The sequence below is a fragment of the Frankia nepalensis genome, assembly GCF_016786325.1.
In the GTDB taxonomy this organism is placed as follows: domain Bacteria; phylum Actinomycetota; class Actinomycetes; order Frankiales; family Frankiaceae; genus Pseudofrankia; species Pseudofrankia nepalensis.
In genome coordinates this window covers 1-25,273 of sequence record NZ_JADWYU010000140.1, presented here as the reverse complement: position 1 = coordinate 25,273, position 25,273 = coordinate 1, and the positions used below count along the sequence as shown (strand labels likewise).

At 73.3% G+C, this 25,273-nt stretch carries 17 protein-coding genes and 1 pseudogene; 8 read left to right on the top strand and 10 right to left on the bottom strand.

What is annotated here, in order from left to right:
* Positions 1–76 precede the first annotated feature (76 nt).
* From I6A81_RS20505 to mfd, 7 genes are all read right to left on the bottom strand, one after another.
* The gene (locus I6A81_RS20505) at positions 77–691 is read right to left on the bottom strand and encodes a DUF501 domain-containing protein (RefSeq protein WP_203006706.1); all 615 of its coding nucleotides are present in this window, start codon (positions 689–691) and stop codon (positions 77–79) included.
* A gap of 83 nt (positions 692–774) precedes the next feature.
* The gene (locus tag I6A81_RS20500) at positions 775–1,152 is read right to left on the bottom strand and encodes an FtsB family cell division protein (protein ID WP_203006702.1); all 378 of its coding nucleotides are present in this window, start codon (positions 1,150–1,152) and stop codon (positions 775–777) included.
* Between the two features lie 5 nt (positions 1,153–1,157).
* Positions 1,158–2,450, bottom strand: a complete 1,293-nt coding sequence (eno, locus tag I6A81_RS20495) for a phosphopyruvate hydratase (protein ID WP_203006703.1) — start codon at positions 2,448–2,450, stop codon at positions 1,158–1,160.
* Positions 2,451–2,758: 308 nt separating this feature from the next.
* Entirely contained in the window at positions 2,759–5,323 is a 2,565-nt protein-coding gene (sppA, locus tag I6A81_RS20490) for a signal peptide peptidase SppA (RefSeq protein ID WP_203010275.1), read from the bottom strand.
* Between the two features lie 174 nt (positions 5,324–5,497).
* Positions 5,498–6,694, bottom strand: coding sequence for a MazG family protein (locus tag I6A81_RS20485; protein ID WP_203005443.1), 1,197 nt, complete (start codon positions 6,692–6,694; stop codon positions 5,498–5,500).
* On the bottom strand, positions 6,691–7,455 hold the full coding sequence (locus I6A81_RS20480) for a SurA N-terminal domain-containing protein (protein ID WP_203005442.1): 765 nt from the start codon (positions 7,453–7,455) through the stop codon (positions 6,691–6,693). Before I6A81_RS20480 ends, I6A81_RS20485 begins: the two co-directional genes overlap by 4 nt.
* 213 nt (positions 7,456–7,668) lie before the next feature.
* On the bottom strand, positions 7,669–11,355 hold the full coding sequence (mfd, locus tag I6A81_RS20475) for a transcription-repair coupling factor (protein ID WP_203005441.1): 3,687 nt from the start codon (positions 11,353–11,355) through the stop codon (positions 7,669–7,671).
* A 628-nt stretch (positions 11,356–11,983) separates the two neighbouring features.
* On the opposite strand from mfd, the gene I6A81_RS20470 reads away from it, so the two are divergent.
* Positions 11,984–12,424 carry a MerR family transcriptional regulator gene (locus tag I6A81_RS20470; protein ID WP_238429940.1) on the top strand — a complete coding sequence of 147 codons (441 nt, stop codon included), beginning with the start codon at positions 11,984–11,986 and terminating at the stop codon, positions 12,422–12,424.
* A 59-nt stretch (positions 12,425–12,483) separates the two neighbouring features.
* Here I6A81_RS20470 and I6A81_RS45685 read toward each other — a convergent pair whose 3' ends face one another.
* On the bottom strand, positions 12,484–13,770 hold the full coding sequence (locus I6A81_RS45685; RefSeq protein WP_203005439.1) for a glycoside hydrolase family 26 protein: 1,287 nt from the start codon (positions 13,768–13,770) through the stop codon (positions 12,484–12,486).
* An 849-nt stretch (positions 13,771–14,619) separates the two neighbouring features.
* On the opposite strand from I6A81_RS45685, the gene I6A81_RS20460 reads away from it, so the two are divergent.
* The 6 genes and pseudogenes from I6A81_RS20460 to I6A81_RS20435 all read left to right on the top strand — a co-directional run bounded on the left by I6A81_RS20460 (position 14,620) and on the right by I6A81_RS20435 (position 20,726).
* The gene (locus I6A81_RS20460) at positions 14,620–15,459 is read left to right on the top strand and encodes a glucose-1-phosphate cytidylyltransferase (protein ID WP_203005438.1); all 840 of its coding nucleotides are present in this window, start codon (positions 14,620–14,622) and stop codon (positions 15,457–15,459) included.
* A 14-nt stretch (positions 15,460–15,473) separates the two neighbouring features.
* A complete protein-coding gene (locus I6A81_RS20455) occupies positions 15,474–16,850 on the top strand; it encodes a DUF4910 domain-containing protein (RefSeq protein ID WP_203005437.1) in 1,377 nt (458 codons plus the stop codon).
* Positions 16,847–17,497, top strand: a pseudogene (locus I6A81_RS20450) (IspD/TarI family cytidylyltransferase); the annotation flags it as partial. The gene I6A81_RS20455 and the pseudogene I6A81_RS20450, both read left to right, overlap by 4 nt.
* Positions 17,498–17,605: 108 nt before the next feature.
* Positions 17,606–18,529, top strand: coding sequence for a phytanoyl-CoA dioxygenase family protein (locus tag I6A81_RS20445; protein ID WP_203005436.1), 924 nt, complete (start codon positions 17,606–17,608; stop codon positions 18,527–18,529).
* Positions 18,526–19,266 (top strand): SDR family NAD(P)-dependent oxidoreductase, encoded by a 741-nt coding sequence (locus I6A81_RS20440; RefSeq protein WP_203005435.1) that lies wholly within the window; start codon positions 18,526–18,528, stop codon positions 19,264–19,266. Before I6A81_RS20445 ends, I6A81_RS20440 begins: the two co-directional genes overlap by 4 nt.
* A gap of 191 nt (positions 19,267–19,457) precedes the next feature.
* Entirely contained in the window at positions 19,458–20,726 is a 1,269-nt protein-coding gene (locus tag I6A81_RS20435; RefSeq protein ID WP_203005434.1) for a glycosyltransferase family 4 protein, read from the top strand.
* A 153-nt stretch (positions 20,727–20,879) separates the two neighbouring features.
* Here I6A81_RS20435 and I6A81_RS20430 read toward each other — a convergent pair whose 3' ends face one another.
* Together I6A81_RS20430 and I6A81_RS20425 are read right to left on the bottom strand one after the other, a co-directional pair.
* Positions 20,880–21,788: a PIG-L deacetylase family protein gene (locus tag I6A81_RS20430; protein ID WP_203005433.1), complete on the bottom strand. Its 909-nt coding sequence runs from the start codon at positions 21,786–21,788 to the stop codon at positions 20,880–20,882.
* Positions 21,789–21,882: 94 nt separating this feature from the next.
* On the bottom strand, positions 21,883–22,860 hold the full coding sequence (locus tag I6A81_RS20425; protein ID WP_307874785.1) for a glycoside hydrolase family 26 protein: 978 nt from the start codon (positions 22,858–22,860) through the stop codon (positions 21,883–21,885).
* 599 nt (positions 22,861–23,459) lie between these two features.
* On the opposite strand from I6A81_RS20425, the gene I6A81_RS20420 reads away from it, so the two are divergent.
* Entirely contained in the window at positions 23,460–24,812 is a 1,353-nt protein-coding gene (locus I6A81_RS20420) for a hypothetical protein (RefSeq protein ID WP_203005431.1), read from the top strand.
* Positions 24,813–25,273: the final 461 nt, after the last annotated feature.

The following is a 25,273-nucleotide window of genomic DNA, read 5'->3' as shown; positions in this document are numbered from 1 at the left end:
CCCGAGCCGACGGGGCGGCATCTGGCTTCAGGAGCTTCAGGGGCGTCCGGGCGTCCGGACGCGGGACAGCTGGCCGTCAGGGGCCGCCGAGGCGCTCGTCCCCGCCCGCGGGCTCGCCGGGCGCGGCGTCATCGGGCGCGGGGTCATCAGACGTGGGGGCGTCGGGCGTGGGGGCGTCGGGCGCGCTGACCGCCACGCAGGGGCCGCGGGCGCCCCACTCGCCGATGGCCGCCAGCGCCTCGTCGCCGAACGGGTTCACCCCCGGGCCGACGGCCAGGCTGTGCGCGACCAGGACGTGCAGGCACTTCACCCGCTCCGGCATGCCGCCGGCGCCCGGGTTCCCGGGCAGCGCGCCCAGCGCGTCGCGACGGGCCAGGTAGTCCGCGTGGGCGGCGCGGTAGGCGGCGGCGAGCTCGCTGTCCTCGGCCAGCCGGGCGGTCATCTCCCGCATCAGCCCGGAGGCCTCCAGCCGCGAGACCGCCGCGTTCGCCCGCGGGCAGGTCAGGTAGTACAGCGTCGGGAACGGCGTGCCGTCCTCCAGCCGCGGCGCCGTCTCGAGGACGTCGGGCAGCCCGCACGAGCAGCGGTGCGCCACCCGGAGCACCGCCCTCGGCCGCCGCCTCAGCTGGCGCTCGACCACCGCCAGATCCGCGGCGAGCTCGCCGGACGCGTCGGCGTCGCAGGAGACCACGCGGTCGCTGGAGACCGCGCGGTCGCTGGAGAGCACGCCCTCGCCGGGGAGCACGCCGCCGTGTCCACCCTTCCCGGCCGCGCTCACGGCGCGGTCTGGGACCACAGCTGGCTGTACCACGCGTCGTCGGGGTTGGACCGGCCATGCCCGCCCGGCGCCGGCGGGGTCGCCGACGGCGTCACGGGCATCAGGTAGGTCTTCTCCCCGGGCCGGATGTAGTGCAGGCGGCGCCGCGCCTCGTCCTCGACCCACGCGTCGTCGTCGTACTTCGCCACCCCGGCGCGCAGCGCGTCCACGCGCGCCTGGCTCGCCGCGTTCTGCTTGCGCAGCGCCGCGATCTCGGCCTGCTGGCGCAGGTAGAGCCGCAGCGGATACGCGAGCGTCAGCACGAGCACGCAGATCACCACGGCGAGCAGGGTGGCCCGGGTGGTGAGCGTGGTCCGCCGGGGCAGGCGCGCCATGCCGGTCAGCCAGTCGCGACGGCTCGCCGCGGGAAGGCGCCCGCGCCGGCGTAGCGCGCCGCCGAGTCGAGCAGCTCCTCGATCCGCAGCAGCTGGTTGTACTTGGCCACCCGCTCGCTCCGGGCCGGCGCGCCGGTCTTGATCTGGCCGCTGCCCACCGCGACGGCGAGGTCGGCGATCGTGGTGTCCTCGGTCTCGCCCGACCGGTGCGACATCATCGTCTTGTAGCCGGAGCGGTGCGCCAGGTCCACGGCGTCCAGCGTCTCGGTGAGCGTGCCGATCTGGTTCACCTTGACCAGCAGCGCGTTGGCGGTCTTCGCGGCGATGCCGCGGGCGAGCCGCTCCGGGTTGGTGACGAACAGGTCGTCGCCCACGAGCTGGACCTTGTCGCCGATCTCGCGGGTGATGGCCGCCCAGCCTTCCCAGTCGTCCTCAGCCAGCGGGTCCTCGATCGAGACGATCGGGTAGGCCGCGACCAGCTCGGCGTAGTAGCCGATCAGCTCCTCGGCGCTCTTGTTCACGCCCTCGAACCGGTACGCGCCGCTCTCGTAGAACTCGGTCGACGCCACGTCGAGCGCCAGCGCGATGTCGTCCCCGACGGTGAAGCCGGCCTTCTGGATCGCCTCGGCGATCAGGTCGAGGGCCTCCCGGTTGGTCGGCAGGCTGGGGGCGAAGCCACCCTCGTCGCCGACGCCGGTCGCCAGGCCCCTGGCCTTGAGCACGCTCTTGAGCGAGTGGTAGATCTCGGCGCCCCAGCGCAGCGACTCGGCGAACGTGCTCGCGCCGATCGGCGCGACCATGAACTCCTGGATGTCGACGTTGGTGTCCGCGTGCGCGCCGCCGTTGAGGATGTTCATCATCGGCACCGGCAGCAGGTGCGCGTTCGGGCCGCCGACGTAGCGGAACAGCGGCAGGTTGCTGGAGTCCGCCGCAGCCTTCGCCACGGCGAGGCTGACGCCGAGGATGGCGTTGGCGCCGAGCGACGACTTGCCAGGGGTGCCGTCCAGCTCGAGCAGCAGCTCGTCGACGATCCGCTGGTCGGTCGCGTCGACGCCCTGGTCGGCCAGGGCCGGGCCGATCCGGTCGTTGACGGCCGCGACGGCCTTGAGCACGCCCTTGCCGCCGTACCGGGCATCACCGTCGCGCAGCTCGACCGCCTCGAACGCGCCGGTGCTCGCCCCGCTGGGCACCGCGGCGCGGCCCTGGGAACCGTCGTCCAGGATGACCTCGACCTCGACCGTGGGGTTACCACGCGAGTCGAGGATCTCGCGGGCCGCTACAACCTCGATGGACGGCACGGATTCCTCCGTTGGTGTGCAGGGGGGCAAGCGACAAGGTCCGGACTAATCCGGCCGGGGTGAGACTACCGCCGTGCCGGCGCGCGGGTGCCGGCCACACGCCGACTCCCGCGCCGCCCGCTGCCCTGACACGGGTGGGCTCGGCCACACGAGCGGCCGAGCGCGGCCCACGCGCGCGGCGGCCGGGCCGCCGGCGAAGCGGCTGACCTCGGGCATCCCGAAGATCCCGGCCGGCGGCGGGCGGGGGCCGGCGGGCGGAGCCCGGCGCGGGCGGGCGGCGATCCGCGCCGGGACCCGCGGGAAGCGCCCTAACCGATCGGGCCGATCGGCGGCATCAGGAGCGGACCGGCGGCCGGCAGTCCCGCGCGGGCCGCGAGCCCGGCCAGCGGCCCCCACCCGCCGGCATGGCCGCCGGACAGGACGCCGGCCCAGCCGCCCGCGAGCGCCTCCAGCGCGACGGCGACCGCCGCCGCGTCGCCGGCCGCGCCGAGCCCGCCGGCGCCAGCGGCGGCGCCACCGGGCCGCCCCGCCAGCGCGCCGGCCACCACGGCGACGGCCTCCGCCAGCGCGGTGCCCAGGCCGCCGGCGCCGCCGGACAGGTCGCCGTATCCCACCGCCGCCGCGCGGTCCTCGCTCGACCGGGCGGGGCGGACCTGGTCGACCAGCGAACGACGCGGCACGAGCCGCACCCGCGGCGGGCGGGCGCCGGGCAGCCCGGTCGCTGCCCAGGCCAGCCGCAGCGCCCGGTCCAGCCCGCCGAGCTCGTCGACCAGGCCGCGCCGGTGCGCGTCGGCGCCGGTCCACACCCGGCCGCGGGCCAGCTCCCGCGCCTGTTCCAGGGTCATCGCGCGCGCGTTCGCGACCTTGCCGACGAAGTCGCTGTAGACCCGGTCGAGGAACTCGTCGAGCTTCGACCGCTCGCCGGGGCTGAACGGCCGGCGCGCGGACATCATCAGCGCGTGCTCGCCCTGGGCGACCTCGCCGATCGCCACGCCGAGCTTCTCGAGCAGGCCGCTGATCACCTGTTTGCCGCCGTAGACCCCGATCGAGCCGGTCAGGGTCGACGGGTTGGCGACGATCGTGTCGGCGGCGAGCGCGACGAAGTACCCGCCGGATGCCGCGACCGCGCCCATCGAGACGACGACCGGCCGGCCCGTCGCCCGGAACCGCTCCACCTCGCGGCGCACCAGGTCGGAGGCGACATACGAGCCGCCGGGACTGTCCACCCGGAAGACCGCCGCCATGACGTCCGGGTCCTTCGCCGCCGCCCGGAACGCCGCGCACACCGCGTCGGCGGACAGCACCGGCCCGCCAACCGACGGGCCGACCCGGCGCTGGATCACCGGGCCGGTGCCGTGGATCAGCGCGACGGCCGGGTCAGCTGACTCCTTGTCGGGCGGCACCGACACCGGGTCCAGGCCGACGGCCGCCGCGGAGCCGGCGTCCTGGGCGGCCGGCGGCCGGCGCCGGCCGGCCCGCCGGTCCTGGCCCAGCAGGGAGCCGACCGTGGCGCCGGACGAGCGGGCCGCCCGCCGCAGCGGCGACGCCTCGCGCCGCTCGGCCGAGCGGCGGTACGCGCCCAGGTACATCGGAACCGGCGCGGGGGTTCCTCCCGGGTCAGCCTCGCCGATCCGGGAGGTCCCCGGATCAGGAGCCGTCTTCTCAGCGCCGACGGACGAGCCGCCCACGACGGCCCCGCCGGCGGCCTCGGCACCGACGACCTCGACGCCGGCAGGCTCGACGCCGGCAGGCTCGACGCCGGCGGCCTCGGCACCAGCGGCCTCGGCACCAGCGGGCTCGGCACCAGCCGCGTCGGCGCCGGCCGGCGTACCCGCGCCAGTCAGGGCGGTCATCGCGATGGCGGCCGTCGTCGGGCTCGCGGCCTCCGTCCACTCGCTCGCGGCCGGCTCGGCACGGCCGGGGGCCAGGCGGCCGGGCTCGGGGGCCGCGGCCCGGGCGGCGGACGCCGTCGGGACGGACGGCGCTGGGGCGGCCCCTGGAACCGACGCCGTCGAGACAGACACCGTTGGGACGGACGCCGTTGGGACGACGGGTGCCGCGGCCGCGGCCGGAACGGGGACCTCGGGGCCGGCGGCGGGAGTCGACGCCGCGTCACCGCGAGCGCGCCGGCGCGCCGCCTCGTAGACCTCGTCGCGGTAGCCGAGCCGGTCGACCAGCCCGGCCCGCAGCGCCGCCGCGGCGGCCAGCGGCCCGGCGTCCACGAGCAGGCGTACCCGGTCGGCGGGCAGCCGCCGGCCGGCGGCGATGCCGGCGACGATCTCGTCGGCGCACGACTCGACCACCCGGGTGGTGGCCTCCAGGTGGGCGGACGTGAAGCCGCGTTCGACGAACGTGTTGACGGCGTTCTTGTACTCGTGCCGGGCGCCGAGCTCCGCCTTCACGCCCAGCCGGTCGAGCGCGTCCCGCAGGAACGGGGTGTGGCTGACCACGCCGGTCAGCCCGAGGTCACCGGGCGGCGCGAGCCAGATCTGGTCGAACGCGCAGGCCAGGTAGTACGGCACCGTGCCCCCGCCGAACTCGCCGAAGGTGTCCGCGTAGGCGATCGCGAACTTCCCGGCCGCCCGCAGGTCGGCGACGGCCTCGCGGATCTCCTGCGCCCGGGCGATCGGCATCCCGCAACTCGCGACGTGCGCGACGAGCACCCGGGTCCGGGGGTCGAGCGCGGCCCGGCGCAGGCCGTCGACGATCTCGCGCAACGACTGTCGTCGCCGGCCGAGCCGGGCCGCCAACGGGTCGTCGGCGGCCCCCTCGACCGGGTCGACCGTCAGGTCCAGCTCGAGGATCAGGGGGGCGTTGCGGCGGGCGGCCAGTGCGCGGATCTCGGCGAGCGCGTGCCGAGGCGACGTGTCCATGGCCACAAAGGCTATGACCGCGCTGAAAATGACGAAACCCGACACCGCAAGCCCAACGCGGCGACAATCATCACGATCAGCCGGCTGCGCGGGCTCGCGTGGCCGGCGCGCGGTGCTGGCGGACCTCGTCCGGGGCCTCCGATCCCGAGGCGCCCGGGATCCCGAGGGAGCGGGTCAGGAACGCGGCCAGCGGGCCCGCCAGGCGGTGGCGTCCTGGCTGGCGGGGTCGACGCCGTCGGCCCGCGCGGACTCCTCCGCGGCGGCAAGGCCGTCGCGGAAGGCGCGGGCCCTGGCGCGCAGCGCCACCTCCGGGTCGACGCCGGCCGCGGCGGCCAGCGCCACGGCGGCGAACAGCAGGTCACCGATGCCGGGCTCGTCCAGCTCGCCGGCGAGCGCGGCCGCGACGGCGCCGGCCGGGGCGTCGGCGCCCTCCGGGAGCACCCGGTCCGCCGGGACGCCGATCTTGTCAGCCCGCTTCTGCAGCTTGAGGGCGAGCGCGAGGGCCGGCTGGGAGAGCGGCACCCCCTCGGTGACCGACCGCCGGCCCTTCTCCGCCGCCTTGATGGCGTCCCAGTTGGTGAGCACCTCGTCCGCGCCGGCGACGGCCACGTCGCCGAACACGTGCGGGTGGCGGCGGACCAGCTTGTTCACCAGCCCGGCGGCGACCTCGTCCACGTCGAACCGGCTCCCGCCCTCCCCGACCGGGCCGTCCGTCGCCTCCTGCGCGACCCGGGCGTGGAACACGACCTGCATGAGCACGTCGCCGAGTTCCTCGCGCAGCTCCGCCGGCGCAACGTCCTCGATCGCCTGGTAGGCCTCGTACGCCTCCTCCAGCAGGTACGGCGCGAGCGAGGCGTGGGTCTGTTCGGCGTCCCACGGGCAGCCCCCGGGCGAGCGCAGCCGGTCCATCACGGCGACCGCGTCCAGCAGGGAGCTGCCCGCCACGTCGTGGGTCCCCGCCAGGATCCGCGCGTGCTCCGCGGCGCCCCGGGTGGCGGCGAACGCGCGCAGGCCGCCGTCCAGCGACGCCCGCGGGCCGGGCCAGCCGCCGACGGGGTCCAGCAGCCAGACGATCTCGTCCGCGCCGGCGTCCACGGCCTCGGCGCGCAGCTGGGTCACCAGAGACGCCGCCGGGTCCACCGGCGAGGGCGCGGGCGACGTCGCGGCGTCCCCGTCCGCCGCGCCGGCGGGCGTCGGCAGCGGTCTCGGCTCGACGCCCGCCGCGCGCAGCGGGGCGAGCAGCGGGTGCTCCCCGTCGGCGCAGCGGACGGGCACCCGGCGCACCAGGTCCCAGGCCTCGGCGGTCAGCAGCCCCGGGGCGACCCGGGCGCTGGTCTCGAGCAGCGTGACCCGAGGCCCAGGCCCGGTCACGACAGGTTCAGCTCGGGCATCGGCGTCGGCGTGGTCGCGATCGAGCCGTCGGCCGCCAGCACCACCAGGTCGTCCGCGCTCCACACCCCGAACCGCGGGCTGACGGACACGCCTTCCCGGTTGGCCGCCTTGACCAGCTCCGGCGCCAGCTTCGCCAGCCGCTGGTCGTTCATCAGGTGACGAGACAGGAAGGGCCGCGCCTGCTCGTAGCTGAGCGGTAGCGAGTCGACGCCGAGCTCGGTCAGCTTGGAGTCGTAGTAGCTCCGGATGTCCGCGTCGGTGGCGACCAGCTCGGGCGAGGTCTTGTCCGCGAGCTTCTCGTCGAGCGCGAACCGGCGCACGACCACGTCGTGGAGGTCCTTCGGCGCGTACCCGACCGCGGCGGCGGCCTCCTCCAGCGCGGCGACACCGCCGGTCTCGAACACGGCGTACGCCTGGTAGTAGGCGTCGAGCTCCTGGGGCGAGAGGGTGACGCCCAGCCGGCGCGCCTCCGCCTCCTCGATCTTGAGCTGGACCAGGAAGTTCAGCGCGCGCAGCTGCACGTCCTCCCGGGTGACCGGGTTCTGCTGCGCGACCGCCTCCGGGTTCTTCGCGGCGTATGCCTCGTAGGAGGCCATGCCGCGGTCCACCATGCCGCGCACGGTGGCCGTGTCGATCGTCGTGTCGGCGACCTGGGCGGCGGCACCGGCGTGACTCGTACATGCGGTCGCGGCCAACGCGAGCAGCGCAAGCGCGGCGATCACCAGGCGGGGAAACTTCACGGAGGCAACGTTAGCTTCCCCACCTGGGGTGAGGCAGCCGACCTCCCCCCAATGCCGCGGCATTCACCAACGATCCACTTACCAGGCCTTGCCGGGCAGCGTGACCGGCCGTGGGCCGGCCCCGAAGGTGTGAGGCAACTAACCGCGGCACCGTCGTCACTGACGGCGCGGCCGGCGGCGCGCGCCGTCAGCGCCCGCGGGCGAATCCCCTGGTCACCGCCTTGGCGAGGCCGCGTTCGCGGCCGCGGCGATGTCGTCGCCGACGATGGCGGCGAGCAGGTCAGCCGCCCAGGCGAGCAGGGCGCGGTCGCGCAGCGGCGGGGAGCCGATCCTGCCTGTCTGGGTGGGCGCCGGGACCAGCACCGTGCGCGCGGTGGGCTTGGCGACGGCTCCCTTGTAGAGGCGCTGCAGCCGCAGGGTCTGGCTCTCGCGCAGCTCCAGCTGGGCGAAGCGGATCTGGCGGCCGGCGAGCGTGATCTCGGACAGGCCGTAGCCGCGGGCGAGCACCCGCAGCGACGCCACCGCGAACAGGTTCTCCACCGGCTCCGGGAGCGGGCCGAACCGGTCGAGCAGCTCCGCGCGGACCTCGGCGAGGTCGGCCTCGCTCCCGGCGGCGGCCAGCCGCCGGTACGCGTCCAGGCGCAGCCGCTCGCTGGCGACGTAGTCGTGCGGCAGGCTCGCGTCGACCGGGAGCTCGACCTTGACCTCGGGCAGCTCCTCGGGCGCCTGGCCCTTGAAGTCGGCGACCGCCTCGCCGACCATCCGCACGTACAGGTCGAAGCCGACCGCGGCGATGTGCCCGGACTGCTCGCCGCCGAGCAGGTTCCCGGCGCCGCGGATCTCCAGGTCCTTCATCGCCACCGCCATGCCGGCGCCCAGGTCGGTGTTCAGCGCGATGGTGGCGAGCCGGTCGTGCGCGGTCTCGGTCAGCGGCCTGTCCGGCGGGTAGAGGAAGTAGGCGTAGGCCCGCTCCCGGCCGCGGCCCACCCGGCCCCGCAGCTGGTGCAGCTGGGAAAGACCGAAGACGTCGGCCCGCTCGACGATCAGCGTGTTGGCGTTCGAGATGTCCAGGCCGCTCTCGACGATGGTCGTGCAGACCAGGACGTCGAACCTCTTCTCCCAGAAGGAGACCATCACCTTCTCGAGGGCGTCCTCGTTCATCTGGCCGTGGGCGGTGGCGATCCGTGCCTCGGGGATCAGCTCGCGCAGCCGGGCGGCGGCTCTGTCGATCGACTCGACCCGGTTGTGGATGTAGAAGACCTGGCCCTCGCGCAGCAGCTCGCGCCGGATCGCCGCGGCCACCTGGCGGGCGTCGTAGGGGCTGACCGAGGTGAGCACCGGGTGGCGCTCCTCCGGCGGGGTGTCGATCGTCGACAGCTCCCGGATGCCGGTGATCGACATCTCCAGGGTCCGCGGGATCGGGGTCGCGCTCATGGTCAGCACGTCCACCGCCGTCCGCATCTTCTTCAGGTACTCCTTGTGCTCGACGCCGAAGCGCTGCTCCTCGTCGACGATCACGAGCCCCAGGTCCTTGAACTTCGTCTCGCCCGACAGCAGGCGGTGGGTGCCGAGGACGACGTCGACCGAGCCGTCGGCCAGGCCCGCGAGCGTGGCCTTCTGCTCGGTGGCGCTGTTGAACCGGCTCATGGCCTTCACGATCACCGGGAAGGCGGCGTAGCGCTCCGAGAAGGTCTGGTAGTGCTGCTGGACGAGCAGCGTGGTCGGGACGAGCACGGCGACCTGCTTGCCGTCCTGCACCGCCTTGAACGCGGCCCGTACCGCGATCTCGGTCTTGCCGTAGCCGACGTCGCCGCAGATCACCCGGTCCATCGGGACCGGCCGCTCCATGTCCCGCTTGACCTCGTCGATCGCGGAGAGCTGGTCGGGCGTCTCGCGGAAGGGGAAGGCGTCCTCCAGCTCGCGCTGCCAGGGGTTGTCGGCGGCGAACGCGTACCCCGGCGCGGCCATCCGGGCGCTGTAGAGCCGGATCAGCTCGCCGGCGATCTCCTTGACCGCCTTGCGGGCCCGGCTCTTGCGCTTCGCCCAGTCGGCGCCGCCGATCCGGTCGAGCGTCGGCGCGTCGCCGCCGACGTAGCGGGTGACCTGCTCGAGCTGGTCGGTCGGGACGTAGAGCCGGTCGCCCTTGGCGTACTCGAGCACGAGGTACTCGCGCTTCGCGCCGGCGACCGTGCGGGTCACCATCTCGACGTACCGGCCGACGCCGTGCGCCTCGTGCACGACCAGGTCGCCGGCGGCCAGGGCCAGCGGGTCGATGCCCTTGCGCCGCCGGCTGGGCATCCGGCGCATGTCCTTGGTGGTGACGCCGCGGGCGCCGGCGAGGTCGGTCTCCGTGAGCACGGCCAGGCGCAGCAGGTCGCTGGTGAACCCGGTGACCAGCTGCCCCTGGGTCACGGTGACCACCGCGGGCGCGAGCTCGGCGTCGTCGGCGAGGCGGGCGCCGAGGTCGGCCTCGCGCAGCAGCTCGACGAGGCGCTGCGCGGGCCCGTGGCCGGCGGTGACCAGCAGCACCCGCCACGAGTCGTTCAGCCAGCCCTTGACGTCGGCGAGCATGCGGGCGGTGTCGCCGTGGTAGACGGGCGGCGGGCGCAGGCTGGTCGCGACCGCCTCGTCGGCGACGTCGAGGGCGAGGGCGTCCTCGTCGTCGGGGCCGGCGCCGTCAGGGCCGGTTCCGGGGACCGGACCGAACTGGCTGACGGTCCACCAGGGCAGGCCCAGCTCGGCGGCGCGCGCCCGTACGTCGGCGAGCGACCGGTAGGCCGCCGAGCCCAGGTCGATCGGGGTGTCCGAGCCGAGCGCGGCCGAGCTCCAGGAGGCCGCCAGGAACTCCTGGCTGGTACGGACCAGCTCGGTGGCGCGGGCGCGGACCCGCTCCGGGTCGCACAGGAGCACCTGGGTGTCGGGCGGCAGCTCGTCGAACAGCAGGACCAGGTCGTCGACGAGGACCGGGGCCAGGGCCTCCATCCCCTCCACCGGCACGCCGGAAGCGATCTTGTCGAGCATCTCGACCAGATCCGGGTGCTCCTCGGCGAGCGCCGCCGCCCGCGCGCGCACGTCCGGGGTGAGCAGCAGCTCGCGGCAGGGCGGGGCGAACAGTGTGTGCCCGCCCGTGGGCGCCGGCTGGCCGGGCTCCACGGCGGCCTGGAGAGCGCGCTGGTCGGCCACCGAGAACGGCCGGATGTCCTCCACCTCGTCGCCGAAGAACTCCACCCGCAGCGGGTGCTCCTCGGTCGGCGGGAAGACGTCCAGAATGCCGCCGCGCACGGCGATCTCGCCGCGCCGCTCGACCAGGTCGACCCGGTGGTAGGCCATCTGGACCAGCCGCCGGGCGACCTCGTCCAGGTCGGCGGTGTCGCCCTCGCGCAGCAGCACCGGCTCCAGGTCGCCGAGGCCGGCGACCTGCGGCTGCAGCACCGCCCGGACCGGGGCGACGACGACCGACAGCGGCCCGGCGGCCGCGCGGCCGCCGGGGCCGGTCGTCAGGTCGGGGTGGACGAGCCGGCGCAGCACGGCCAGCCGGCGCCCCACCGTGTCGGCGCGTGGTGAGAGCCGCTCGTGCGGGAGCGTCTCCCAGCTGGGGTAGACGGCGACGACGTCCGGCCCGAGCAGGCTGCCCAGGGCCTCGGCGAGGTCGTCGGCCTCCCGCCCGGTCGCGGTCACCGCCAGCACCGGGCGCCCGGCGCGGGCGAGGGTGGCCGCCGCGAACGGGCGCAGCCCTGGCGGCCCGGACAGGTCGAGAACCTCCCGGGCGGGCCTGGCCGATCCGCCAGCCTCCTGGCCCGCGGCGGGCTGGCCCACGGCGAGGGCGTCCTGGACGCGCAGGAGGGCCGGCTCACCGCCCGGCCGGGCGGTGAGAGCGTCGAGCAGCGGCGCGAGGGTCATGGGATCCGTCCCGGGCCTCTCCCATGTCCGGCGGCGGCCGCCGGACGGCGGATGTCGGTACGCGCGCGGACGCGCGGTCTCGCACTACAACGTCTCGCACTGCAACGTCTGGCGGGCCAGAGCCCATGCCGGCGCGCGGCGGGGTGACGGGGGCGGCTGGGCTCCGGCCGGCGCCTGGGCCAGCGGGCCGACGCGGGGCCGGCACGGTCCCATGGGTATGCCCATACCGAGCCACCCAGCCGGCGGCGCCCCCGACGCCACCATGGTCAGCCTACGGGAAACCTCCGGCCGCCCGGGGCCGGCCACCGGCGGGCGGGCCGGGCGGTCGCCGTGCGCGACCGGGCACGCCGGGCGGGTGGACGAACACGAGGAACCGAGCCGGAACGCCGCGGGGGCGGTTCCGACGAGGAGTCCACGGAGGTGACGCCGACGACTCCGGTGCCCAGGCTTCCCCGGCGCGGCGCCGAGCCGCGCCGGGTACCCGGGGCGGGAGGCACCTCAGGGTCAACTGGGCGGAAAGAGCGGATCTGGCGAACAGACCGGCCCGACCATGCGACGTACAGTCATCTGCCAACCCACCTGGCCGGGCCGCCAGTCCGTGCCAGTATTTCCTCACGTAAGGGTAGAGTTGTCCACAACGCGCCGTGGCCAGTCCACGTCGAAAGCAGGCCGCGCCGACCTCTACCAGATCGGGGACGTCGCGGAGCGGGTCGGTCTGTCGTTGCGCACCGTGCGCTACTACGAGGAGGCCGGGCTGCTACGGCCAGCCGGCCGCACCGCCGGCGGCTTCCGCCTGTACGACGAGGACACGGTCGACCGGCTCTTCATGGTCAAGAAGATGAAGCCACTCGGGTTCAGCCTTGAGGAGATGCGATCACTGCTCACCCTGCGCGACGAGCTGGCGCGTCCGGGAATGGCCCCGGACGCGCGCGCGGCGTTGGAGGAGCGGTTGCGCACCTGGGTGACGCTCGCCGAGGAGAAGCTGGCCACCCTGCGCGAGCAGCTGGGTGTCGCGGAGATCTTCGTCGAGGGCCTGCACGACGACGCCGACCGGTCACGACGGGTGTAGCGCCCGCCGGCGCGCGCCGGTGTCACGGCCGGGCACGGCCCGGCCGGCCGCGACCGTCGCTACCAGAGCTGCTGGTAGAGGTTGGCCGCGTTCGGATGCTGGGTGGGGTTGACGAGCGACGAGCCGACGTTGCCCAGGTCCGGATCGTTGAAGTACGCCTCGTAGGCGAGAATGTCCCGGTTTCTCAGCAGGAGGTTGTACATCTGCTGGATGTAGACCGGGTTGTCGCCGCCGGCCACGCCTCGCCGGCCCGCCGGGGTGTCCTGGTGGACCAGGCCCCACTCCGGCACCGAGAAGAGCTTGTTGTTCTGACGGGCGAAGTTGATCACCCGGCACAGGCCCGGCAGCGGCGAGCCCATCTTGCACTGCTCGTCGAACTTCGCCGCGGTGGGGCTCGGCGGGTACTGGTCGTACGTGTCCATGCCGATCACGTCGACGACGTCGTTGCCCGGGTAGACGGCGAACGGGTCGCCGCCGTCCGGCAGCGGGGTGTGCGCGTTGACGCTCCAGTCGATCCGCGCCTGCGGGGCCACGCTGAGCAGTGCCTTGGCCTCGTTCCGGAAGCACTCTCGCCAGTTGTTCCGGTCGATCGCCTTCCAGACGAACCAGCCGCCGTTGAACTCCCAGCCGATGCGGACGAACGAGTCGCCTCGGTTCTTGCTGTTGAGCCACTGGCCGAACTGGCGGAAGTACTTGTCGTACTCGCCCCGCGCGCAGGCGGCCAGGTGGCTGCGCGCGTAGACGTCCGTGTCCACCGATCCGGACGGCTCCGGGTACATCGGCACGGTGACCACCCAGGTGCCGGGGAAGTTCGAGAAGAACTTCGGCTCCAGCCCGATCCACGGACCGGTGATCGCGCTCCATTTGTCCCGGGCCGTGAACACGACCACCACGTCGTTGGCCCGGCCCCGGAAGTTCGCGAAGGCGTTCGCCTGCGAGGTGTTGGCGGCCGAGACACCCGTCGGGAAGGCGCCGCTGGTCCCCGCCGGCTGCGCGCGAGGGCGGGCCGGCGGCCCGGCGGGCGCGACGGTGGGCTCGGCGGTGGGTTCGGCGGTCGGGCTCGGGGCGGCGGTCACCGCGGCCGAGGAGGCAGCCGCCACCGGGGTGGCCGCGAGGTGGCCGGGGCCCGCGGAGCCGTCCTTGCCCGGCCTCGGGGTCACGGCCCACGCGGTCAGGCCCACGACGAGCGCGAGCCCGAGCGCCACCCCCGGCAGGATTCTGGTCCTGAAGCGCTGCTGACCACCGGAAACCCTGATCAGCCAGTCGTACCACCGGTGCGCTTCGTCTCCGTAATAACGGAGTTCCTCGCGCGCGTGCTCCCGGGTCGTGCCACCACGGCGGGTCACCGACATTCACCTCCGTCGCGGTGCGGCGCCGTCCTGACCGAAGCAGGCTGGGGCAGCGGCGCCGAAAAGGTAACGAAAGTACTACATCCGTCGAACGCGCCCACCGCGCCCGGACGGCGCCGGTACCGTCGCGACCCGCCCGCGCTCATCGAGCCCGTGCGTGAGCATGCGCCATGGCCGCCCATGCCTCTCCAACCAGACAGTCTGGGCAGGACAGTAAAGGGCGGCGAAGCCGGGCATGCCGACGGATGCCGGCACTGCGCCCAAGCCAGGCATACGTGACGGACCAAACAGACATATCACCCGGGCGCCGACGCGCGGCGCCTGCCCGCGCCAACCGGGTCCGCCGACACGCGTCGCGTCGGGGCCAGCACGGTCCGGCTCACGAACCAACGCGAAAGTGACGGCGGCGGCACGGAAACGACCCGGTGGCCCGCGCGGCCGGTGACGGCCAGCGGACGGGGCACGCCGACCGGCGCCGGGGCGGGCCGCGGCCCCGGCCGGCACGGGGCTTTCGGCCGGGAGGTCCCTGACGAACGGCCTGGCGGGGCCACCGGGCGTCGCCGCAGCCTGCGCGGACCGGGAAGTTCAGTACGGTACGGTTACTCCGGCAGCGTCCCGGACGTCACCGCCCAGGACGTGGGCAACCCGCTGGCTGACCGCCTGTCGGCCGGCGCGGACCCGCGATCTCGCCGGGGACGAGCCCCGTACCTCCGGCGGGTGGTCGTGGCCAGGTCATCCCAGCCGCGGTCGCCTGGGTCATGGCGGCCCGGCGTTGCCCCGGCCAGACGCCGGCGGACCCAACGCCCGGGAGCATGCCCGGGTCCGACCCTGGGAGAACAAACAGCCGTGACATCCCCGAGCTCGGCGAACACGCCGGCCCGCACCGTTCCCGGTGCCGCGGACATCCCGGTCGTCATCCTCTGCGGAGGCATGGGCACCCGGCTGCGCGAGGCCAGCGAGAAGCTACCCAAGCCGCTGGTGGACATCGGCGGCAAGCCGATCCTCTGGCACATCATGAAGACCTACGAGCACTACGGCTTCCGGCGGTTCGTGCTCTGCCTCGGCTACAAGAGCGACGCCATCAAGAACTACTTCCTGAACTACCGCGGGCAGGCGGCGGACTTCACGCTCAAGCTCGCCGACGACCACACCCCCACGTTCCACAACTCGGCCGGCGACGAGGACTGGGAGGTCACGTTCGCCGAGACCGGTCTGCTCAACGGCACCGGCGCGCGGCTGCGCCGCGTCCGGGAGTACCTGAACGGCCCGCGGTTCCTGCTCACCTACGGCGACGGCGTCGGCGCGATCGACGTGGCCGCGCTGTACGAGGCGCACGAGCGCGGCGGCCGTCTCGGCACGGTGACGGGCGTGCGGCCCTCCAGCCGGTACGGCGAGCTGGTGACCGAGGGCGACGGCGTCTCGCTGTTCGCCGAGAAGCCCCCGCAGACCGGCTGGGTCAGCGGCGGCTACTTCGTCTTCGAGCGCGAGTTCGTCGACAAGTACGTCGACGACGACCCGGCGCTGATGCTGGAGCGCCACCCGCTGCAGCAGCTCGCCCGCGACCGGCAGCTCACCCTGTACCCGCACGAGGGGTTCTGGATGGGCATGGACACCTTCCGGGACTGGACCGAGCTCAACCAGCTGTGGGACGCGGGTGCCGCCCCGTGGCGGGTCTGGGCCGACTGAGCTCGCCTGCCGCGGTGACTGTTTCCGAGGACCCGGCCGCCGGGCTGGGTGAGCGGCTCCACCAGCTCGTCGGCCAGCTGGCCGCCGCGCCGGTGCGCAGCATCACGGGCGACGGCGTCCGCGCCACGCTCGACATCGTCGCCAAGGCGCTGGCCGAGGGATGGCCGGCGCCGGCCGAGATCCCGTTCGAGATCCACGAGGTGCCGTCGGGCACACCGGTACTCGACTGGACCGTGCCAAAGGAGTGGAACGTCCGGGCGGCCTACCTGGTCGGCCCGGACGGCTCCCGGTTCGCCGACGTCGCGGACCATCCGCTGCACCTGCTGGGCTACAGCGTGCCCACGCGGACGCGCCTCGGCCTGGACGAGCTGCGCCCGCATCTGTTCTCCATGCCGGACCGGCCGGACTGGATCCCCTACCGGACCTCCTACTGGAACGAGAACTGGGGCTTCTGCCTGACCGACCGCGCGCTGCGGGCGCTGCCGGACGGCGAGTACGAGGTGGTCGTCGACACCACCCTGACCGACGGGTCGCTCACCTACGCCGAGATCGTCCTGCCGGCGACGGAACCAGCGCCCGGTGGCGGCGAGCCGGACGAGTTCCTGGTCACGACGCACACCTGCCACCCGGCGACGGCCAACGACAACGGTTCGGGCATCGCCGTCCTCACCGAACTCGCCCGGCACCTCGCCGCGCTGCCCAGCCGCCGGCACACGTTCCGGCTGCTGTTCATCCCGGGCACGATCGGCTCGATCACCTGGCTGGCCCGCAACCGCGACATGGTCGGCCGGATCCGGCACGGCCTGGTGCTCACCGGGCTCGGCGACCGCGGCGGGCTCACCTACAAGCGCAGCCGGCGCGGCGACGCCACCGTCGACCGGGCGGCGGCCGTCGCGCTCGCCGAGAGCGGACAGGAGCACCGGCTGGTCGACTTCTCCCCATACGGCTACGACGAGCGGCAGTTCTGCTCACCGGGCTTCGATCTGCCGGTGGGACGCCTCGGGCGCGGCCAGCACGGGGAGTACCCGCAGTACCACACGTCGGCCGACGACCTGTCGTTCGTGACACCGGAGAGCCTCGCCGGCTCCTTCGCGGCGCTGACCCGGATCATCGAGATCTGCGACGCCAACGCGTTCTGGCGCAACACCAGCCCGTACGGCGAGCCGCAGCTGGGCCGGCGCGGGCTCTACCGCGCGATCGGCGCGACGATGAACCGCCAGGCCGTGGAGATGGGCCTGCTGTGGGTGCTGAACCTCACCGACGGCACCCGCGACCTGCTCGACATCGGGGCGCGCGCGGACATCCCGTTCGACTCCGTCCTCGCCGCCGTCGACGCGCTCGCCGGCGTCGGCCTGCTCGCCCGCGAGGCCGGGCCGGAGGGAACGCCATGACGGGGACGGCGGTCTGGACGGTGGTGCTCGCGGGCGGTGGCGGCACCCGGTTCGGCGGGCCGAAGCAGTTCTTCGACCTGGCCGGGCGCCCGATGCTGGAGCACCCGGTGCTGGCCGCGGGGCCGGTGAGCGACGGGGTGGTCGTGGTGCTCCCGGCCGCGCTCATGGACAGCTGGCGGCCGCCGGCGGGGGTGCTGGTGGCCGCGGGCGGGGCGGCCCGGGCCGAGTCGGTGCGGGCGGGGCTCGCGGCGGTCCCCGCGGACGCGGGCATCATCGTGATCACGGACGCCGCGCACCCGCTGGCCAGCACGGATCTCTACCGCCGGGTGGTCGACGCCGTCCGCGCCGGCGCGGACGCGGCCGTCCCCGGTCTGCCCCTCACCGAGGTCGTCAAGGAGGTCTCCCCCGCGGACGACGCGGCCGGCCCCGCCGGGGGCCTCGTCGCCGGGCGGTCGCTGGTCCGGGAGACCCACCGCCTGGTGCAGACCCCGCACGCGTTCCGGGCCGACCTGCTGCGCGCCGCGCACGCCGACGCGGCGGTGCCGTCTGAGGCCACAGGCGGGCCGGTGCCGTCGGAGGCCGGGAACGCGACGCTGGCCGTCGAGGACTCCGCCATGGTGGCCGCCCTGGGCGCCTCGGTGGTGGTGGTGCCGGGCGAACCCATGAACATTCACGTCACCACGCCGGAAGAACTCACGATGGCGCGCCGGCTGGCCGCGGCCGGGACGAGCCGGTCGACTCCGAGGGGGAGTTTGATGAGCACGGTACTGGTCGAGTCCCCGCTGTCCGATGACGAGCGGCGCGCCCGCCTGTTCGCGGGCGAGCTGTTCGTCTACGCGCCGAAGCCCTCGACGGTGGCGTTCGTCGAGTTCACCCGGGAGCTGGTGCGCGAGGCGTTCGGTGACCTCGACCCCGAGACGGCGCAGTACCACATGCCGGTGGAGGAGTACGCCGCGCTGCTCGCCGAGTTCAAGCCGCGGTTCATTCACCACCCCCGCTGCAAGGAGCTGATCCGCGACCTGCTGATCGAGCACGGAGCGGACCCGGAGAAGACGTATTTCGACGTGCCGCGGCTGCGGACCTCCACCAGCGACGACTACCTGACCTCCGGCATCGCCTACGCGTTCCACCCGCACCGGGACACCTGGTACTCGGCGCCGTTCTGCCAGCTGAACTGGTGGTTCCCGGTATTTGACATCGTTCCGGACAATGGACTCGCTTTTCACCCAAAGTACTTCACCAACCCGGTGAAGAACAGCTCCGAGACGTACAATTACTACGAGTGGAACGCGACCAACCGTGCGTCGGCGGCCACGCACGTCAAGAGCGACACCCGCGTGCAGCCGAAGCCGCAGGAGGAGGTCGAGCTCTTCCCGCAGACGCGGGTGGTGGCGCCCTCGGGCGGCACGTTGATCTTCTCGGCCCAGCAGTTGCACTCGTCGGTGCCGAACACCTCGGGGCGCACCCGGTTCAGCGTCGACTTCCGCACCGTGCACCTGGACGACGTGGTCGGGCACGTAGGGGCGCCCAACGTCGACTCGGCGTGCACCGGCACCACCATGCGTGATTACCTGAAGGCCGCCGACTCCACCACCCACCTGTCCGAGGAGCTGTGCCTGGAATACGACGAGGTACCGCCGAAGGCCGACGCGATGCTGGTCTACGGGGCCTCCCGGTGACCTCCGGGCGAGACTTCCCGCTCGCCGGCCGGGTGGCGGTCGTCACGGGCGCCTCCAGCGGTATCGGCCGGGCGGTCGCGCTCCGGCTGGTCGCCGACGGGGCGACGGTGACCGCGGTCGGCCGGGACAAGACCCGCCTGGACGCGCTGCCGGCCGAGCCGGCGAGCGGGCCGGGCCGGCTCGTCCCGGCCCAGGTCGACCTCACCGACGACGAGTCGCGCCGCGCGTTCGTCGCCGGGCTGCTCGCCGGACAGCGGGTGGACGTGCTCGTCCACAGCGCTGGCGGCTACGGCAGCGGTCCGCACGCCGACGCCGCCCTCGACGACCTCGACGCGCTGTACGCGGCGAACGTGCGGGCGCCCTACGCCCTCACCCAGGAACTGCTGGGCGCGCTGCGCGCCGGCGGTGGCGACGTGGTGGTCGTGAACTCGTCGCAGGGGGTGCGTGCCGGCGCGGACGCCGGCCAGTTCGCCGCGACCCAGCACGCGATGCGGGCGATCGCCGACAGCCTGCGCCAGGAGGTCAACGCGGACGGGATCAGGGTGTGCAGCATCCATCTCGGCCGCACCGCGACCCCCCGGCAGGAGGCCATCTTCGCCAAGGAAGGCCGGGCCTACACGCCCGACCTGCTCGTCCAGCCGGGCGACGTGGCCGACGTGGTGGCCGGCGTGCTCGGCCTGCCTCGCGGCGCCGAGGTCACCGAGATTCACCTGCGGCCGGCGAAGAAGAGCTACTAGCGCGAGGTGTGTCGGCCGGCGGACAACAGTAGAGTTACCTAGCCGACTTTCGCCTACAGCCGCGACTAACCCGCCGATCTGCTCGCAAATCTCCACCTACTGCCGGGTTGACATGCGGCCTTGGCCGGAGGTGTGGTCCATTGACCGGTGGTCCAACGGAGGCCCCGCACGGCGATATGGAGTTCGGCCGCATGGAGCGAGAGAACGCTTCCGACGACGGACGGATGCTCGTCACGTTTCTGTGTGAGCAGTATCCGCCGGTCGTCTGGGACGGCGCTGGCATCTACACCGCTGTGCTTGCCTCGGCGCTCGCGACGCTCGGCCACGATGTCCATGTCATCTGTGCGCAAGGACACAAGGTCGTCGACGAGCAGGTGGACGGTGTGCACGTCCACCGCCGCCCCCTGCTGCGCGTGCCGGTCAGCCGCTTCCTCGGCAAGTACGCCCGTTACCTCACCGGCCCGAACTACCCGCGCGACTCGCTGGCGCTGCGGGCAAGCCTCACGTTCTCCTACGCCCTGTACCTGCGCCGCCTGGGGCTCAAGCCGGATGTGATCGAGACGCAGGACGGCGAGACCCGGGCGTTGATGCAGGTCGTCGACCGCTCCTGCCCGATCGTCGTCCACATGCACGCCCCGACCATGCTCACGCTGCGGCTCACCGGCCCGCAGCTGTCGGTGCGCGGCCGGATCGCCGACCGGCTCGACAGGATCACCTCCGACCACGCGACCATGGTCACCGCGCCGTCCCAGCTGCTGGTGGACACCGTCCGCCCCTACGGCTGGCTGAGCCGCCAGGACGTGAAGGTCGTGCCGAACCCCTTCGACGCGACTCCCTGGCTCGACGTGCCGTCGGTGAGCCGGACCGGCCCGGTGATCGCCACGGTCGGCCGGCTGGAGCCGAACAAGGGGATCGACGTCCTGCTCGACGCGCTGGCCCTGCTGGCGGCCCGGGGCGTCGACGCGAAGCTGATCCTCGCGGGCAGCCCCTCCGGGCACATCGACGGCGTGCCCACGGGCCGCTGGCTGGAGCGGCGGGCACAGGAGCTGGACGTGCCCGTCGTGTTCACCGGGCACATCGGCCAGCGGGAGCTCGCCGACGTCTACGGTCAGGCCCGAGTGGTCGCCGTCCCCAGCCGCTTCGAGAGCTTCTCGATCGCCGCGGTCGAGGGCATGGCCTCCGGCCGACCAGTCGTCACCACCACCCGCACCGGCATCGCCCCGTTCATCCGGGAGTGGGAGGCCGGCACGGTCGTCGCCGCGGAGGACCCTGGGGCACTCGCCGACGCGCTCGTGCCCTTCCTCACCGACCCCGGGCTGGCCGAGGCCGTCGGGGCGAACGGCCGGGCCGGCGCCGCCCGCCTCGACCCACTGCGGATCGCCCAGGACCGGGAGGCGGTCTACCGCGAGGCCATCTCGCGTTTCCGGCGGGACAGGCCCGCCGCCAGCCACACGCGCTGAGCCGTCCAGAACGGCCCTCACCGCCGGGCAGGTGGGCCTCGGGCACCTCGGCGGTGATCGCCGGCCGCCACCCGAGGCTCGTCTGCCCGCCCGGCCCGCTACCGGCACCGGCCCGTCCTCCCGCCGGCGCGGCGACTCCCGCCGAGGCGCGCCCTAGTGGGCGGGCGTGAAGTCGAGGTGGGCCAGCGCTCCCGCCTCCAGATACAGCTCGAACGGGGTCCTGGTCGCCGCGAGCAGGGACAGCGGCAGCGCGCCGCCGCCGACGGCCGGGCCGACCTGGCTGCCGTGCGCGGCCAGGGCGTAGGCCTGGCGGGAACGGTAGCCCTTCGCGCCCACCAGCAGCGGGCGCACCTCTCGCACCCGGGTCAGCGGGTCGCGCAGCAGCCGGCGGGAGTTGTAGCCCTCGCTGCCGTAGCCGCGGGTCCACGGCCAGTGCGTCCACAGCCAGACCGCGTACTCCAGCACCTGGCCGGTGAAGCCGGCGCGCTTGGCGGCCTCGATCGCGGCCGCGTTCGTCGCGTCGTGGTCCGGGTGGCCCTCGCAGGACGTCGGGATGAGCAGCTGCTCGGGCTCCAGCTCCTTGATCAGCTCCGCCAGCCGGTCGGCGACCTCGTCGAGGCGCTCGCTCACCGTGGCGTCCGGCACGTCGAGGAACCGGATGTCGGAGGCGCGCAGCCCGAGCCGGCTCCCGGCCCGGCGCGCCTCCTCCTTGCGGAGCGCGGCCAGCTCGGCGGGCGGCAGGATCGCGGGCTCCGCCGCGGCGCCGTCGGTGACGATCACGACGGTGACCTGGGTGCCGGCCTCCCGCTTACGCATGATCGACACACCGCAGCCGAGCGTCTCGTCGTCCGGGTGCGGCGCGACGACCAAACAGGATGCCCGCGTCATGGCCCGGGTGATGTCGCGGCCGCGGCGCATCCACGCCCGCCGGTACGCCGAGCGCGCGGGCAGCAGCGCCCGCTCCCGCAGCGCGGCCGGACGGACCTGACGCGCGACCGCCGCCGCTCGCGCCGCCGCGACGCTCCTCGGTTGAGCGGCCCCACCGTCACTGGACCCGTCCATCGCCACTCCTCCGCGCCGACCGACCCGATAACCGCAAAGAGCGTACCGAAAGGCCGTGAGCACCCGATCTGGCGGCAGCCGCTCAGCCCACGCCTCAGCCTGCGCCGAAGAGCTCCTGATACCGCTTGGCCGACTTGGGGTTCAGTACCGGGCCGACGAGCGACGACCGCACGTTCCCCTCCTCGGCGTTGTTGTAGTACACCTCATAGGCCAGGATGTCCGCGTTGGCGTGGAAGATCTCGTACATCTTCTCGATGAAGAACGGGTTGTCGCCACCGCCGCCTTCGCCGCTGACGACCCCCCACTCGGGCACGGAGAACTTCTTGCCGCGCGCGCGGGCCTCCTTGACGACCGTGCACAGCCCGGACGGCTTGACGCACGTCCTGTTCCAGGTCTCCTGGGTGGGCTTCGGCGGGTACATGTCGTAGTAGTCGATCCCGATGATGTCGACGTACTCGTCACCTGGGTACGCGGCCCACACGTTGTCCCCGTTGGGCATCTCGTCCCGGCCCATGGTCATCGTCCAGTCGATCTGGACGTCGGGCGCGGTGGAGCGGATCGCGGTCACCTCGCGCCGGAAGCATTCCTCCCAGGTCTCGCTATCCTCGGGATACCACTTGAACCAGTTCCCGTTGAACTCCCACCCGAGCCGCACGATCGCGTCGCCACGGCCGTACTTCTGCAGGTTCCGGCCGAACTCCGCCCAGTACTCGTCGTACTCCCCCGCCGCGCACTCCCGCTCGTTCCCCAGCGGGTACTGGCCGTCCTGGACCGGCCACATCGGCACCGCCACCGAGAACTGACCGGGCCACTTGTCCGGGGTGTAGGCGTTCAACGGCCATTCCGGCGACACGACGGTGTCCCAGCTGCTCCGCGTGACGAACATCATCGCCAGGTCCACGTCCCGGCCGGTGAACTCCCGCCACAGCTCCGTGTCCTCGGGATGATTCGCGTTCGCGCCGGAGACCCAGGTGACGCCCGTCCCGTCGATCACCGGGCCCGGGTCGTCGTCGGACCCGCCCGAGCAGGCGACGAGGCCCGTCACCGCGATCAGCAGCGCGACCAGCGCCACCCCCGAGCGCCCCGACCGCGAGACGCGCCTGAGCGCCCCGGTCGCCGCTCGGGACGGGGGATCCACCCGCCTCGGCCCGCCGGATGGGACAGCTCTCGATACCAGCCCGGCCGAGGCCAGATCCGCGCCTTGGCGCACGTGCCACCCCTTCACGACGACGCCCACGGCTCTCCGCACGTCGCTACGCGACGTCCCGGCAGCGGCACCAGCGCGCTCGATTTCCTCGTGTACACCGGTTTCCTTGCATACACCGGCCGACCCGGCCACTCTCACCTTACGTAAGACTTGACGACCAGGGCACGCCTCCGACACCCGACATGACGATGGCCACCCATCAGAAGGTTCCCCGCTCAGGCAGGTCTTGTGGAGCTCGCGAGCTGGACGGCCCCGCTGTCGGGAGAGGGCGGGTACCGGCATAGAGTGAACTACTTGGCGGGGTCGATACTCGTTCCCTGATGTCCGTCGGGAACCACCCCGGACCAACGCCCGCAGGCAAGATCGACGCGACGCGGGCCGATGGCGACAAAGACCGCGGCAGCGGCCTACAGCGACGGAGTGGCAGTGGCAAACCGCGCAAGGTCGGGATCGGACGGCCGGACATGGTGACGACGCTGACCACCCGCATCCCGCGGACGTGGGTCATCCCGACGCCAGACGCTGCCGCCCGCGACGCCGAGGCGGACCGCGCGACGCTACGGATGCTCACCATCCTGCTGGCCTGCGAGATCTTCCTTCAGCGGATCATGGTGCCGATGGGGGGCACCGGCGTCCCGATCGTGCTGCCGATCCTCTTCGTCGGCTCGGCGCTGCTGCTGGCCCGTGGCGCCCTGCGCACCCACCTGGTGCGCACCCGGGCCTATCTCGTGGCGATGGCGGTGTGCGCCTTCGCCGCGTTCGTCTCGTTCAGCCGGGGCGAGCCGAACTCCTCGGTGAACTCGCTGCTGCTACTGCTGGCCACCTACGCACCGTTCTGCCTGGGGCTGGCGCGGGCACACAGCACGGTTGTCCTGCCGCGGCTGCTCGACCGATTCGTCATCATGACGTCGATCCTGGCTGGCCTGGCGGTGCTCCAGTTCGCGATCCAGCTGGCCGGCTGGACCTACACCGACATCATCGAAGACATCGTGCCGCCGAACTTCCTGGCGGAAAACTTCAACACGTCGTACCCGGTGCGCTACGGCTCCGATCTCTACAAGTCGAACGCCTTCATCGGCCTGGAGCCGTCGTTCACCTCCCAGTTCCTGGCCGTCGGCCTGGTCGTCTCGGTGCTGCGCCGCACCACCTGGTGGCGGGTCCTGCTGTTCATCCTGGCCATCCTGTCGACGGTGTCCGGCACCGGGATCCTGCTGCTCGGCGTCGCCAGCGTCCTGCTCGCCATCCACAAGGGCCTCAAGTTCACGCTGAGCGCGCTGGCCGTGGTCGGGATCCTGGCCGGGATCCTGTCGTTCACCCCGGCCGCCAAGATCTTCGCCGACCGGGCGACCGAGACCTCCTCGAGCGAGTCCAGCGGCAACCTGCGGTTCGTCACCCCCTACGAGCGGACATACGACAACCTCGCCGACAGCCCGCAGCGCACGCTGTTCGGCAACGGACCCGGCTGGTCCGACCGGGACGCGGCCGAGTACTTCGCCAGGACCCAACTGCCGCTGAACTACGCGCTGCTACCCAAGCTGCTCCTGGAGTACGGGGTGATCGCGGGTCTCGCCTTCCTCACCTTCCTGGCCACCGCGTTCGTCCGCGGCTCGCCGTCGTTCGTGCTGTCCGGCACCCTGTTGTTCTTCTACGTCGTGCTGTCCAGCAGCCTGCTCAACCCGGTCGTCGGCTACCTGGTCCTCCTGCTGCTGAGCTGGTTCTGTGAGGACAAGCACCCGCTGGTGGCCCGCAAGCCCGCGTACCGGGCGCCACGAGTCCCCACCCAGCGCACCTACGCCGGCCTCGCCGAACAGCGCTAGGAGTTCTGCCGAAAAAGTGGATCTGGCGCAGATCTTGCGCGGGCCCGGTCCGGACTTGTCACGATCGCCCGATGCTTGGGGAACGACGGGCAACGCCGCGTCGCGGTGACCAGATCCACGAGCAAATGACGATCAAGAGGTGGCCCGGCTTGGCCAGGGCCGGCTTGGCCAGGGCCGGCTTGGCCAGGGCCGGCTTGGCTTGGCCCGGCTTGGCCCGCACAGGATCTGCGCCAGATCCGCTGTTTCTCCCCGAAGGCTCCACTCGTCCTGCCTCGTGGTTCGGGACAGCGCGGTAGCCACCGTGATCCACGACAAGGGGCTCATCCGACTCCCCTGCCCACATCGGGTCATAGCCTGTGGGGTATTCGCCCGGTGATCCCATGGGCTGACCGGAAATGCGGACTGGACGTGGGCAGGCTCGCGCCTGTCGGTGTTCTTGCGCGCTGGTGGGGGTGTCTGGT